The organism is Streptomyces sp. S.PNR 29 (assembly GCF_030386795.1).
Lineage (GTDB): Bacteria > Actinomycetota > Actinomycetes > Streptomycetales > Streptomycetaceae > Streptomyces.
Genome location: NZ_JANUQM010000014.1, coordinates 78169 through 91625, shown reverse-complemented (window position 1 = coordinate 91625; position 13457 = coordinate 78169). Strand labels below are relative to the sequence as shown.

Annotated in this window: 10 protein-coding genes; 2 read left to right on the top strand and 8 right to left on the bottom strand. The window is 72.1% G+C overall.

Annotated elements, in window-relative coordinates; genetic code table 11:
• Positions 1 to 6 precede the first annotated feature (6 nt).
• From NW895_RS32035 to NW895_RS32025, 3 genes are all read right to left on the bottom strand, one after another.
• Complete coding sequence (locus NW895_RS32035; RefSeq protein ID WP_289940039.1) at positions 7 to 1857, bottom strand: acetolactate synthase large subunit; 1851 nt, start codon at positions 1855 to 1857, stop codon at positions 7 to 9.
• 240 nt (positions 1858 to 2097) lie between these two features.
• Entirely contained in the window at positions 2098 to 5115 is a 3018-nt protein-coding gene (locus NW895_RS32030; RefSeq protein WP_289940037.1) for an EAL domain-containing protein, read from the bottom strand.
• Between the two features lie 422 nt (positions 5116 to 5537).
• Positions 5538 to 6488: a 2-hydroxyacid dehydrogenase gene (locus NW895_RS32025; RefSeq protein ID WP_289940035.1), complete on the bottom strand. Its 951-nt coding sequence runs from the start codon at positions 6486 to 6488 to the stop codon at positions 5538 to 5540.
• Between the two features lie 77 nt (positions 6489 to 6565).
• Here NW895_RS32025 and NW895_RS32020 point away from each other — a divergent pair, with 77 nt between their 5' ends.
• Positions 6566 to 7564, top strand: coding sequence for an aldo/keto reductase (locus tag NW895_RS32020; protein ID WP_289940033.1), 999 nt, complete (start codon positions 6566 to 6568; stop codon positions 7562 to 7564).
• A 120-nt stretch (positions 7565 to 7684) separates the two neighbouring features.
• A complete protein-coding gene (locus tag NW895_RS32015; RefSeq protein ID WP_289940032.1) occupies positions 7685 to 8842 on the top strand; it encodes a PQQ-dependent sugar dehydrogenase in 1158 nt (385 codons plus the stop codon).
• 12 nt (positions 8843 to 8854) lie between these two features.
• On the opposite strand, the gene NW895_RS32010 is transcribed toward NW895_RS32015, so the two are convergent.
• The 5 genes from NW895_RS32010 to NW895_RS31990 all read right to left on the bottom strand — a co-directional run bounded on the left by NW895_RS32010 (position 8855) and on the right by NW895_RS31990 (position 13424).
• A complete protein-coding gene (locus tag NW895_RS32010; RefSeq protein ID WP_289940030.1) occupies positions 8855 to 9049 on the bottom strand; it encodes a DUF6191 domain-containing protein in 195 nt (64 codons plus the stop codon).
• A 34-nt stretch (positions 9050 to 9083) separates the two neighbouring features.
• Positions 9084 to 9239 (bottom strand): hypothetical protein, encoded by a 156-nt coding sequence (locus tag NW895_RS32005; RefSeq protein WP_289940029.1) that lies wholly within the window; start codon positions 9237 to 9239, stop codon positions 9084 to 9086.
• A gap of 27 nt (positions 9240 to 9266) precedes the next feature.
• Positions 9267 to 12317: a helix-turn-helix transcriptional regulator gene (locus NW895_RS32000; protein WP_289940028.1), complete on the bottom strand. Its 3051-nt coding sequence runs from the start codon at positions 12315 to 12317 to the stop codon at positions 9267 to 9269.
• Between the two features lie 152 nt (positions 12318 to 12469).
• On the bottom strand, positions 12470 to 12658 hold the full coding sequence (locus NW895_RS31995) for a hypothetical protein (RefSeq protein ID WP_289940027.1): 189 nt from the start codon (positions 12656 to 12658) through the stop codon (positions 12470 to 12472).
• A 205-nt stretch (positions 12659 to 12863) separates the two neighbouring features.
• Positions 12864 to 13424 (bottom strand): hypothetical protein, encoded by a 561-nt coding sequence (locus NW895_RS31990; RefSeq protein WP_289940026.1) that lies wholly within the window; start codon positions 13422 to 13424, stop codon positions 12864 to 12866.
• Positions 13425 to 13457 lie beyond the last annotated feature (33 nt).

The window sequence follows — 13457 nt, the reverse complement described above, 5'->3', positions numbered from 1 at the left end:
CGGCTCTCAGTCGTCTTCGTTGTCGCCGAAGTCGGGGCGGACGTCCCGGGCGGCCATGATCTCGTCGTTGGAGGTGCCGGCGGCGACCATCGGCCACACCATCGCGTCCTCGTGGACGATGAAGTCGACGACGACCGGGCGGTCGTTGATGGAGTTCGCCTCCTCGATGACCTTGTCGAGGTCGGCCGGGTCCTCGCAGCGGATGGCGTGGCAGCCCATGGCCTCCGACAGCTTCACGAAGTCGGGGATACGGGTGCCCCTGGCCTGCGGGTTGACGTCGTCGGGCCCGGAGTGCAGGACGGTGTTGGAGTACCGCTGGTTGTAGAAGAGCGTCTGCCACTGGCGGACCATCCCGAGGGCGCCGTTGTTGATGACGGCGACCTTGATCGGGATGTTGTTCAGGGCGCAGGTGGTGAGCTCCTGGTTGGTCATCTGGAAGCAGCCGTCGCCGTCGATCGCCCAGACCACCCGGTCCGGGGCTCCGGCCTTGGCGCCCATGGCGGCCGGAACCGCGTAGCCCATGGTTCCGGCGCCGCCGGAGTTCAGCCAGGTGCCCGGCTTCTCGTACTTGATGAACTGCGAGGCCCACATCTGGTGCTGGCCGACGCCCGCGGCGAAGATCGTGCCCTCCGGGGCGAGCTGCCCGATGCGCTCGATGACCTGCTGCGGGGAGAGCGAGCCGTCGTCCGGCTCGTCGTAGCCGAGCGGGTAGGTCTCGCGCCAGCGGTTGAGGTCCTTCCACCAGGCGGCGTAGTCGCCCTGGTGGCCCTCGCTGTGCTCCTTCTGCACGGCCTGGACCAGGTCGGCGATGACCTCGCGGGCGTCACCGACGATCGGCACGTCGGCGGCGCGGTTCTTGCCGATCTCGGCCGGGTCGATATCGGCGTGGACGATCTTGGCGTACGGGGCGAAGCTGTCCAGCCGGCCGGTGACGCGGTCGTCGAATCGGGCTCCGAGGGCGACGATCAGGTCGGCCTTCTGCAGCGCGGCGACGGCGGTGACCGAACCGTGCATGCCCGGCATTCCCACGTGCAGCGAGTGGCTGTCGGGGAAGGCGCCGCGTGCCATCAGGGTGGTGACGACGGGCGCTCCGGTGAGTTCCGCGAGGACCTTCAGCTCAGCGGTGGCCTGGGCCTTCAGGACGCCGCCGCCGACGTACAGGACCGGCCGCCTGGCGCTGGTGATCAGCTTGGCGGCCTCGCGGATCTGCTTGGCGTGCGGCTTGGTCACCGGGCGGTAGCCGGGCAGGTCCATGGTGGGCGGCCAGGTGAAGGTGGTCTTCGCCTGGAGCGCGTCCTTGGCGATGTCGACCAGGACCGGGCCGGGGCGGCCGGTGGAGGCGATGTGGAACGCCTGCGCGATGACCCGCGGGATGTCCTCGGCCTTGGTGACGAGGAAGTTGTGCTTGGTGACCGGCATGGTGATGCCGACGATGTCCGCCTCCTGGAAGGCGTCCGTGCCGATGGCCGAGGAGGCGACCTGGCCGGTGATCGCGACCAGCGGCACCGAGTCCATGTGGGCGTCGGCGATCGGCGTGACCAGGTTGGTGGCGCCGGGGCCGGAGGTCGCCATGCAGACGCCGACCTTGCCGGTGGCCTGCGCGTATCCCGTGGCGGCGTGGCCGGCGCCCTGCTCGTGCCGGGCGAGGACGTGGCGCACCTTGGTGGAGTCCATCAGCGGGTCGTACGCCGGAAGGATCGCACCGCCGGGAATGCCGAATACCGTGTCGGCGCCGACCTCCTCAAGCGAGCGGATGAGGGACTGCGCGCCCGTGACGTGCTCGACGGGTGCGGACTGCTGTCCTCCGGGTCGGGGCCGGGGCTGCGGGTGTTGGGCCCCGGTGGCCTGCTCGGTCATCGGCATTCTCTTCTCGATGCTGAGGTTTTTGCGAGGGTTTTTGCGAGGTTTGTGCGGAGTGCGGCTGCTGTACGGCAGGTGCCTGTGCAACAAAAAACCCCTCGTGCCATAGGGCAAGCGAGGGGAGCGCGCCGGGTGGGATCGCTGAGCGGTCAGAGCTCAGCGTCAGCCGACGCGCTTTCCAAGTACGAGAATTCGGGTGCGCATGGCACAGACCCTCCCCCCGGCACGCACTCACTGTCAAGTGGGTGGGACGGGAGTCTCATTATGTGAGCGTAGGGCCGTGCCGCCTGAGAAGACGGTGGTCACACCACTGGCCGTCACACCATTGGTGTACACCCCCGTACCGCCGCCCGCGAACGCGGGCTCGGCCGGTCCGTGCGGCACCGGGTAGTGACCGCGGCCCAGCACCCGGCGCAGCCGGTACTCGTCCAGCGGCGCCGAGAAGGCCATGCCCTGCCCGTGCGTGCACCCCATCGCGCGCAGGGCGTCGACCTGCTCGGGAAGGTCCACCCCGTCGGCCACCGACTGCAGCCCGAGGTCGGCGGCGATCCGCAGCAGCCCACTGGTGATCTTGTGCAGCCGCGCGGACTCGACGACGCCCTCGACCAGACTGCGGTCGAGTTTGAGGACGTCGACGGGGAGCCTCCTGAGAGCCGTGATCGCCCCGTAGCCGCTGCCGAAGCCGTCCAGCGCGATCCGGACGCCGATCCGCTTGAGGGCGTTCAGCCGGCGCTCCAGGTCGTCCAGGCCGACTCTCGGGTCGGTGTCGGACAGCTCGATCATCAGCGCTCCGGACGGCAGCCCGTGCCGGGTCAGCAGTGCCTCGATCGAGGCGAGCGGCATGGACCGGTCCAGCAGGCGGCGGGCGCTCATCCGCACGCCCACGGGCACGGCCAGACCGGTCGCCTGCCGCTGGGCGGCCTGCTCGACGGCCTCCTCCAGCACCCACCGGCCCAGCTCCGCGGCCTTGTCGCTGTCCTCGGCCACGCGCAGGAACTCGGCGGGGGTGAAGAGCACTCCCTGGGAGGAACGCCAGCGCGCCTGGGCGGAGACCGACGCGATCCGGCCGTTCTCCAGGCACACCACCGGCTGGTGCAGCAGCGTGAACTCGCCGTCGTGCAGCGCGGCCCGCAGACGGGTGGCGAGCTCCGCCTTGCGTACGACGTCCTGCTGCATCTGCGGCTTGTACAGCTCGACACGGCCCTTGCCGCCCGCCTTGGCGCGGTACATGGCGAGGTCGGCGTTGCGCAGCAACTCGCCCGCGCCCAGGCCGGGTTCGGCGAAGGCCACGCCGATGGAGGCGTTGACACGGACGTCGTTGCCGTCGATGAGGTACGGCTGTGACAGCGTCACCCTGAGGCGGTCGGCGAGCTCCAGGATGTGCCGTTCCCGGGCGGACCGGTCACGTGTGCAGTCCCCGACGATGAGGGCCGCGAACTCGTCGCCGCCCAGCCGGGAGGCGGTGTCGCCCTGCCGGACCGCCTCGTGGAGTCTGCGGGCGGCCTGGACGAGCAGTTCGTCGCCGGCCTGGTGCCCGATGGTGTCGTTGACGGCCTTGAAGCCGTCGAGGTCGATGAAGAGGACGGCCGTGTTGCGCAGGGCGGTGCCCCGGTCGGTGGCGCGGCGGCCGGACAGGGCCTGCTGGACGCGCTTGGTGAACAGGGCGCGGTTGGGCAGGTCGGTCAGCGGGTCGTGCTCGGCGTTGTGCTGGAGCTGCGCCTGCAGGCGGACTCGTTCGGTCACGTCCCGGCTGTTGAAGATGAGGCCGCCGTGATGGCGGTTGACAGTCGACTCGACGTTCAGCCAGCCGCCCTCACCGGACCGGAAACGGCACTCGATGCGCGTAGTGGGCTCCTCGACCGGGTTGGCGGCGAGGAAGCGGCGCACCTCGTGGACCACGCAGCCCAGGTCCTCCGGGTGGATGAGATGGGCCAGTTCCGTCCCCACCAGTTCCTCGGCGGGGCGTCCGTAGACCCCGGCGGCGGCCGGGGAGACGTACCGCAGGATGCCGCTGGGCGCGGCGATCATGATGACGTCGCTGGAGCCCTGCACCAGGGAGCGGAAGTGGTTCTCCTGCTGCGCCAGTTCCTGGGTGAGGGTGATGTTGTCGATCAGCATGATGCCCTGGCGCACCACGAGGGCGAGCACGACCGTGCCGCCGGTCAGGAGCACCACGCGGTCGACGCTGTGGCCGTTGAGGACGTTGTACAGGATCCCCAGGGTGCAGACGGCCGCGGCGAGATAGGGCGTGAGCGCGGCCAGGGACCCCGCGGTGGGCCGCCCGGCGAGGTACCTGCTGCTGTGCTCACCTCCCTGCGCGGGCACGGAGGGGTGGTGACCGGCGGAGCGCTGCCCCGGAACGTGCTCGTGCACCACGCGCGTGTGCCCGTCGTCGTCCGTCGGCCGGCCGCGCCGGGCCCCCGCCCAGGGGGCGTACGCGAGCAGCAGCGAGCCGGCGAACCAGCCGGCGTCGAGCAACTGGCCGGAGTGGTAGTTGTTGTGCAGCAGCGGCGAGGTGAACAGGGCGTCGCACATGACGGTCAGGGCGAGCGCGCCGATCGCGGTGTTGACCGCGGGACGGTTCACCCCGGAGCGCCGGAAGTGCAGCGCGAGCACCATGCTGACCAGGGCGATGTCGAGCAGCGGGTACGCCAGCGACAGCGCCGTGTGCGCCACGCTCGACCCGTCGGCCTTGGCCGCCTGCGCGAGTGCCAGGCTCCAGGACAGGGTCAGCAGCGAGCCGCCGATCAGCCAGGCGTCCAGCGCCAGGCAGACCCATCCCGCCTTCGTCACCGGCCGCTTGGCGAGCACCAGCAGCCCCACGATGGCGGGCGGTGCGAAGCACAGGAAGAACAGGTCGGCGTAGGAGGGGCTGGGTACCTCCTGGTCCAGGACGACCTCGTACCACCCCCAGACCACGTTGCCCAGGGCCGCCATCGCCGAGGAGAGGGCGAACAGCAGCCAGGCGGGTCGAAAGCGGACGCGGCGGCTGCGGGCGTAGAGGAAGCAGGAGACGGCGGCGGCGCCCGCCGCGGCGGCCAGCCCGAAGTCGCCCATGATCAGGGCGAGCCGGCCCGAGCCCCAGCCGAACGCGGAACCGACGGCGTATCCCGCGCAGACCAGGGCCAGAACCAGCTGGAGGACCAGGCCCGACCCGCTGCCGGAGGCCGGCGGGCGGGGCAGCGGCGTCCTCGGCGAAGGCTGTGGCCGCAGCGCTCCGTCGAGGGTGGGCGTGGACGTCGGGGGGGCACTCACGGGGTCCCCCAGGTCCGCGGGGCACCCGGGTTCCGCGGGTCCCGGTGCGCCGGGTGGGCATGCCTCCCGCGGCCGCCGTGCCTGCGCTGGTGATGGCTGTGGTGACTGCCGTGCTGACCGCGCCCGCGCGCGGCCGTCCGCCAGGGTCGCCGCCGGCGGCCCCGCCGCGTCGGATCGTTCGTCCATAGGCCGTGCATCGCCCGTCGCCCCCCTCACAGTTCTGAAGTGTCCATCCCCGGCGCCGTACGGTGCGCGGCGCAGCCCCTGTCGGGACGATACACCAGTCTCGTCACTCAGGGACATAGCCTCTCTACGCTCCGTGACCACCACTGGGAATACGGATACCCACCGCATCCGGAAGATTGCGGAGGGTGCCCGAAGTCGATGGCGTGCCGGGTGCGACGGATGCGCCGTCGCGCCGGTCACGCGCCGGTTGCGCCCGTCGTAAGGATCACGTTGCGCAGCGGCTCCCGGTTCACGAAACGCCTCAACTGGTCCACCAGCAGCCGTTCGGCGCGCGGCCGGAAGGCGGACGTCGGCCCGCCGACGTGCGGGCTGATGAGCAGGCCGGGCGCCTGCCACAGGGGGTGCCCCGGCGGCAGCGGCTCGGGGTCGGTCACGTCGAGGGCGGCGGTGATGCGGCCGGTCTCCAGCTCGGCGAGCAGCGCCTTGGTGTCGATGACGGGGCCGCGGGCCACGTTCACGAGGAGGGCGCCGTCCTTCATCCGGGCGAGGAACTCCGCGCCCGCGAGGTGGCGGGTGGCCTCGGTGAGCGGCGTGGACAGGACGACGACGTCGGCCTCGGGGAGCAGGGAGGGCAGGTCGGTGAGCGGGTGCACGGGTCCGCGCGCCGTGGTGCGCTCAGAGCGCGCGACGCGCGCCACCCGCGCCACCTCGAAGGGAACGAGCCGGTCCTCGATCGCCTCACCGATCGATCCGTACCCCACGATGAGGACGTTCTTGTCGGCCAGCGCGGGCCGGAACCCGCCGAGCCACTCCCCCCGGTCCTGGGCCCGTACGAAGTCCGGGATGCCGCGCAGCGACGCGAGGATCAGCGCGAGCGTGAGTTCCGCGGTGCTGGCCTCGTGCACCCCGCGCGCGTTGCACAGCCGTACACCCGGACGCAGGTGCTTCAGGCCGGGCTCGACGTTGTCGGTGCCGGCGGAGAGCGTCTGGACGACCTGCACGGAGGTCATGTCCGGCAGGGGGCGGACGCAGAGCGCGGCGGGCTTCATGTAGGGCACGACGTAGAACGCGCAGTCGGCCGGGTCCGCGGGGAAGTCCTCGGCACCGTTCCAGAAGCGGTAGTGAGGCCCCTCGGGGAGACCTTGGATCTCGTCGGGCGGGATGGGCAGCCACACGTCAGCAGTCATGGTCTGGAGGCTATGTCAGGCACACGTCCGCGCAGAGGTTAGGTTGGGGTGGCCAGGAAAGGGAGGGTCACGAGCAGGTGGAGCGCAGGACGATCGGCGCGGCGGCGCTCGCGGTGGGGGCCGTCGGACTCGGGTGCATGCCGATGAGCTGGGCGTACACCGCCTCGCGGCAGCGGGGCGAGGAGTCGCTCAGGGCGGTGCACCGGGCGCTCGACCTGGGTTCGACACTGCTGGACACAGCCGACATGTACGGCCCGTTCACCAACGAGCTGCTGGTGGGCCGGGCACTCAAGGAGCGACGCCAGGACGCCTTCGTGTCGACCAAGGTCGGCCTGCTGGTGGGCGACCAGCACATCGTGGCCAACGGCCGGCCCGGGTATGTGAGGCGGGCCTGTGACGCCTCGCTCAGGCGGTTGCAGACGGATGTCATCGACCTCTACCAGCTGCACCGGGCGGACCCGGAGGTTCCGGTGGAGGAGACCTGGGGGGCGATGGCGGAGCTCGTCCGGGCCGGGAAGGTCCGGGCCCTGGGGCTGTGCGCGGTGGGGGCGCGGTCGGCGCGGCGGCCCGGGGCGCGGCTGCACGACACGACGATCCGGCAGCTGGAGCGGGTGCAGCAGGTCTTCCCGGTGAGCGCGGTGGAGGCGGAGCTGTCGGTGTGGTCGCCGGAGGCGCTGGAGGCGCTGCTTCCGTGGTGCGAGGCGCGCGGTGTCGGCTTCCTGGCCGCGATGCCGCTCGGCAACGGCTTTCTGACCGGCACGCTGACGCCCGGCGGGGGCTTCGAACCGGACGACCTCCGCGCCCGGCACCCCCGCTTCACGGCCGAGATGATGGCCGCGAATCAGCCGATCGTGGCGGGACTGCGCCGCATCGCGGCCCGGCACGGCGACGGGGTCACGCCCGCGCAGGTGGCGCTGGCCTGGGTGCTGGCGCAGGGACGGCACGTGGTCGCGGTGCCGGGCACCAAGCAGGAGCGGTGGGTGAGCGAGAACGCGGGCGCGGCCGGGCTCCGGCTGACGGAACAGGATCTGACCGAGGTGGCGGAGCTGCCGGCCGCTCAGGGGTCGTGGGACTGAAACGGCACCCGGTCGACCGGTCGTTGAAGGGTGGGCGCTTCGACTTTCACTGATCGGGAACCTGTGGGGCGCGAGCGGTGTAAGACAGGTAGAACCCGCCGCGTCGAAGGGACCAAGATCGTGCAACGTCGAGCCGTGACGGCCGTGTCGGCCGCCGCCGCGCTCCTGCTGACGGCCGGCTGCTCCTCCGACGGCGGAGGACCGGCCGGACAGGCGAGCGCGTCCCCGAGCCGTACGGCACCGCAGTCGTCGTCCTCGCGGCAGGCCGAGGAGACCCCTCCCGCCCAGGGCTCGGTGAAGGTGGTCCGCACGGTCGCCACGGGACTGAACAGCCCCTGGGGGCTCGCTCCGCTGCCCGAGGGCGACCTGCTGGTCGCCTCCCGCGACGACGGCACGATCACACGGGTCGACGCCGAGTCGGGCAGGAAGACCGAGCTGGGCGAGGTGCCGGGGGTGTCGCCGGCCGGCGAGGGCGGCCTGCTCGGCATCGCGCTCTCCCCCGACTACGCCTCGGACCACATGGTCTACGCCTACTTCACCTCCGCCTCGGACAACCGCATCGTCCGCATGCTGTACGACGAGAAGAAGCCGTCCGGCGAGCAGTTGGGCGCGCCCGACACGCTCTTCAAGGGCATCCCCAAGGGCGTGATCCACAACGGTGGCCGGATCGCCTTCGGCCCGGACAGGATGCTGTACGTGGGCACGGGCGAGAGCGGTGACACGGGGCTGTCCCAGGACAAGGAGTCGGTCGGCGGCAAGATCCTGCGCCTGACCCCCGAGGGCGAGCCGGCACCGGGCAACCCCTTCCCGGACTCCCCCGTCTACTCGTACGGCCACCGCAATGTGCAGGGCCTCGCCTGGGACGGCAGACAGCGCCTGTTCGCCTCGGAGTTCGGACAGAACACCTGGGACGAGCTGAACGCCATCAAGCCGGGCGACAACTACGGCTGGCCGGAGGCGGAGGGCAGGTCCGACGACGGGCGGTTCCACAATCCGATCGACCAGTGGACGACGGACGAGGCCTCCCCCAGCGGTATCGCGTACGCCGAGGGCTCGATATGGATGGCGGGCCTGCGCGGTCAGCGCCTGTGGCGTGTCCCCTTGAAGGGCACGGAGGCCTCGGCCGATCTGCAGGCCTTCCTGGAGGGCGAGTACGGACGGCTGCGCACGGTGGTCGCGGCGGGCGGCGACAAGCTGTGGCTGACGACCAGCAACACGGACGGCCGGGGCAATCCGAAGGACGGGGACGACCGGATCCTGGAGCTGCGGGTGAAGTGATGTCCGGGGCGCTCAGTCAGCGTCCGCGGCGGACTCCCCCTCGGGCGGCTTCGGTGCCCGGACGACGACCTTCCCGGAAGCGAGGTCTATCGGCCCGCGCCCCGGGTCGTTGTCCCCGACATCCATCCGGGTCAGCTCCAGGCGTTTCTTCTCGTCGCGGGTGTGCTTGCGGCCGGGTGAGAACAGTTCCTCGAAAGCGTTGAACATCGCGTTCCTTCCCCCGGCCGCCCTGCGGCTCCGGTTACTCGTCGATGAGCGATCGGTCGAGGACCGCCACGGAGACCAGGATCAGGAAGGCGCGGTGCACCATGTAGTCGACGGTTATCCCGGGAGCGACCTCGAGAAGCGCGTCACGCTGAGCCGCGGCACGCTCGGTGAACTCGACCTGGTACAACACGGCTCCTCCCTTGTGGGCCTGTCTCCATTATCCCGTTCCCAGGCGTCCCCCGGCCCCCGTCGGAAACAGCCCGAGCCGATGGGCCACCGCCGCCGCCTCGCCCCGGCCCGAGACGCCGAGCTTGGCCAGGATGTTGGAGACGTGGACGCTGGCCGTCTTGGGGGAGATGAAGAGTTCCTCGGCTATCTGGCGGTTGCTGCGGCCGACGGCGACGAGGCGCAGGACGTCGCGTTCGCGGCTGGTGAGGCCGAGGGTCTCGGCCGGGTCGGCGGGGGCGGGGGCCGGGTCGGGCGTGCGGCTGAGGGTGAGGCGGGCGCGCTGGGCGAGCAGGGTGACGGCGTCGGCGAGCGGGCGGGCCCCGAGGTGGTCGGCGACGGCGTGGGCGAGACGGAGCAGTTCCGTGGCGCGAGCGCGTTCGTCCTCGCCGGAGTCGGCCGTGAGCAGGGCTTCGGCCAGCCGGTGCCGGACGCGGGCGAGTTCGTAGGGACGTTCCAGGCACTCGAAGGCGGTGACCGCCTCCGACCAGGCGTCCGGGGTGTCCCGGCCCTCCGCGCGGTGGAGTTCGGCGCGGACCCACTTCTCGTGGGCGAGCCAGACGGGGGCGGCCGTCGTGAGTGACTTGGCGGATGTGACGAGGCGTTCGAGCACCTCGGCTCGGCCCTGTTCGGCGGTGCGCAGCCCGCGTGCGTCGGCCTCCGCGGTGGCGGCGGCCAGCAGGAGCGGCCAGGCGTAGCGCTGGGTGCCGGGCGGGAAGCCGGTGTCGAGGGCGCGCTCCAGTTCGGCTCGGGCGTCGAGGAGGCGGCCCTCCGCGGCGGCGACGCCGACGGTGAGGGTGGCCAGGGGCAGGGTGTTCTGCGGCATGGGGTCGTGCGTGCCGTAGGAGGCGCGGGCCTCGGCGAGCAGCCGGGCGGCCTCGGTCACCTCCCCGCGGGCGAGCGCGATGGCGGAGCACGTGAGGCAGGCGCCGCCGCGTGGCTTGACGGCCTGTCCGGTGGTCCGGGCCTTGGTCGCGGCCTCGGCCGCCTCCTCCCAGCGCCCCAGGGAGAAGAGCGACTCGGCGAGGTTGGCCCACACCCATGCCTCGGACTCCAGCAGGCCCATCTTCTGTGTGAGGCGCAGGCCCTCGCGCAGGATGCCGACGGCCTCCTCGGAGCGGCCGACGCTCTCCAGGACGGACGGCAGGTTCACATGGCTGCGGCCCACCACTCCGGGCCGGCCCTGCTCCACGACCAGGTCTCTCACCTCGTACATCTGCGCGAGGCCGGCTTCGATATGGCCCGCGTCGACCATGAGGCCGCCGAGCGTGAGCCGTGCGTTGAACTCGATGTCGGCGGCGCCCACCATGCGCGCGTACTCCACGGCGCGTTCGGCGGCGGTCACGGCTTCGGGTCCGGGCTCGTGGAGCATCGCCCAACCGGCGGCCATGGCCAGCACCTCGGCGTGCACCTCGGACGGCGGCAGCCCGCGGACCAGTTCCTGCGCGGTGCCGATCTCCTTCCAGCCGTCACCGCGGGCCTGCGCCTGGACCAGCCGGGAGCGCTGGATCCAGAACCAGGCGGAGCGCAGGGGGTCCCGCTCGTCCTCCAGCAGGTGCAGCGCCCGCTTGGTGATCTTCAGGGCGCGTTCCCGCTCCCCGCACAGCCGTCCGGCGACGGCGGCCTCGGCCATGAGGTCGAGGTAGCGCAGGGGCGTGGTGGCCGGGTCGCAGCCGCAAGGCGGGTAGGCCTCGGTGTAGTCGACGGGACGCAGGGTGGCCCGTACCTCGTCGGGGACGTTGTCCCACAGCTCCATGGCCCGCTCCAGGAGCCGCAGTTGCTCGGAGTAGGCGTGGCGGCGGCGGGCCTCGACGGAGGCGTCCAGTACGGCGGGCAGGGCCCGGGCGGCGTCGTGCGCGTGGTACCAGTGGCTGGCCAGGCGCATCACGTGCTCGGCGGCGGGCACGAGCGTCGGATCGGCCTGGAGGGCCTCGGCGTAGCGGCGGTTGAGGCGGGAGCGCTCGCCGGGCAGCAGGTCGTCGCTGACGGCCTCGCGGACCAGGGAGTGGCGGAAGCGGTAGCCGTCGCCGTCGGGCGCGGGGCTGAGGATGTTCGCGTTGACGGCGGCCCGCAGCGCCTCGATGAGGTCGTCCTCGGCGAGCCGGGCGACGGCGGCGAGCAGCCGGTGCTCGACGGTGGAGCCGCCCTCGGCGACGATCCGGACGACCCGCTGGGCGGACTCGGGCAGGCCCTCGACGCGGACCAGGAGCAGGTCGCGCAGGGAGTCGGTGAGGCCGGTGCAGCAGCCCTCGTGTGCGGCGACGGCGAGCTCCTCGACGAAGAAGGCGTTGCCGTCGGAGCGTTCGAAGATCTCGTCGACCTGGCGCGGGTCGGGTTCGCAGGCGAGGATGCCGGCGATCTGGCGGCTCACCTCCTCCCGGTTGAAGCGGCCGAGTTCGATGCGGTGGACCGTGCGCAGCCGGTCCAGCTCGGCGAGGAGCGGGCGCAGCGGGTGTCGGCGGTGGATGTCGTCGGAGCGGTAGGTGGCGAGGACGACGAGGCGGCCGGTACGCAGCGTGCGGAAGAGGTAGGCGAGCAGGTGGCGGGTGGAGGCGTCGGCCCAGTGCAGGTCCTCCAGGGCGATGACGACGGTGTGCTCGGCGGCGACGCGTTCCAGCAGGCGCGCGGTGAGTTCGAAGAGGCGGGCCATGCCCTCCTCGTCGTGCCGCCCGGCGCCGGTTTCGCCCAGTTCGGGCAGCAGCCGGGCCAGTTCCTCCTCCTGTCCGGCGGCCGCGGCGGCCAGGGCGTCCGGCAGTTCGCGGCGCAGGGCGCGCAGCGCGGTGGAGAACGGGGCGAAGGGCAGCCCGTCGGCGCCGATCTCGACGCAGCCGCCCAGCGCGACGACGGCGCCCCGGCGGGTGGCGGCCGTGGCGAACTCCTCGACGAGGCGGGTCTTGCCGACGCCGGCCTCGCCGCCGAGCAGCAGAGCCTGCGGCTCGCCCGCCGCGTCGGCGCGGGCGAGCGCGTCGTTCAATGTGCCCAACTCGTCGGTGCGGCCGACGAACACGGGACTGACGGACCTGGTCTGCACGGGCCCGAGCATCGCACGAGCCTCCGACAGCGCGGCACCGGTTTTCGCCAGGGCGGCCGCGGCATGCCCGGGAACGGGGAGCAGTGGCGCCCTCCCGGGCAGGTCCCGTGACCCGCTCCCGGGCAGGGACCGTGCCGTACGGCCGTCCTGGCGTGCCCCGGCGCTCACGCTACCCGGGCGAACCGGTGCCGGCGGAAGCGGCGGGTATGGTCCTCGGCCTCGGAGCCGTGCCGTGCGGCCGCTTCCCGGCGTGCGGCGCGGCGGGCCCGGACGGCCTCGCGGACCTGCCGCTGGTGGTCGGCCTGGCGGATCAGTTCGGCGGAGCGGAATCGCTGAAGGTCGTACTCGAACATGGCACTCCCCTGGTGAGAGGTCGGTTTCGGCTTCGCTGACCGCGAGCCCTGCGATGCCTCAACCTTCGTCTCCCAGGTGGGCCGGCCACATCGGGTAAGTTCCGCATCTTCGGCGCCGGGCGGGGCCTTAGACGTACGGGAGGGGCCTCAGGTCCTCCCTAAGGTGCTCTGGGAGGGCCTGAGGCCCCTGAAGGTGCTGGGGTGGCTAGCCCGCGGACGGCAGTCCGAGCAGGATGCCGGTGTACTTGAGGACGGCCAGGAACAGGCCGACGACACCGAGCGCGACGCCCGCCCAGGCGACCGACTTGATCCACGGGGCCTGGGGCCTGCCGGGCGCCCCGAAGGCGGGCCGGGCGAGCACGAAGACGCCCACGAGCAGCGCGGCCAGGGCGAACAGCCCGCCCCACAGCGCGTTGGCCTGCCAGGCGTCGCCGTACCCCTCCTTGATCATCTTGCTGACGTCGGAGGAGCCCGAGGTCTGCAGCTGGCCGATGAGCGACTCGCGCGCGGAGGCCACGGTCCCGACCCAGCTGCCGGTCAGCGAGACGATGCCGAGCGCCGCGGAGACGACGGCGCCGGCGCCCTGGCCGACGCCTGAGGGGCCCTCTTCCCGGGCGTCCCCTTCCGCGCCTTCCGCCGCCGCTTCGACGTCGGTGTCCGTCACCTCGTCCACGGTCTCGGTCTTGGTGACGGCCACCTTGTCCTCGTCGGTCCTGGTCTCGGTGCCGGTTGCGGCTCCGGTCTCGTCCACTGTCTTGGTTCCCATGCCTCGCACCGTACGGACGCTGTCTGAGAGGTC

Bases quoted from the DNA above. Each gene is read 5' to 3' on its own strand.
- NW895_RS31995 (WP_289940027.1), bottom strand. From the start codon at position 12,658: ATGTTCGAGTACGACCTTCAGCGATTCCGCTCCGCCGAACTGATCCGC.
- NW895_RS32035 (WP_289940039.1), bottom strand. From the start codon at position 1,857: ATGACCGAGCAGGCCACCGGGGCCCAACACCCGCAGCCCCGGCCCCGA.
- NW895_RS32000 (WP_289940028.1), bottom strand. From the start codon at position 12,317: ATGCTCGGGCCCGTGCAGACCAGGTCCGTCAGTCCCGTGTTCGTCGGC.
- NW895_RS31990 (WP_289940026.1), bottom strand. From the start codon at position 13,424: ATGGGAACCAAGACAGTGGACGAGACCGGAGCCGCAACCGGCACCGAG.
- NW895_RS32025 (WP_289940035.1), bottom strand. From the start codon at position 6,488: ATGACTGCTGACGTGTGGCTGCCCATCCCGCCCGACGAGATCCAAGGT.
- NW895_RS32010 (WP_289940030.1), bottom strand. From the start codon at position 9,049: ATGTTCAACGCTTTCGAGGAACTGTTCTCACCCGGCCGCAAGCACACC.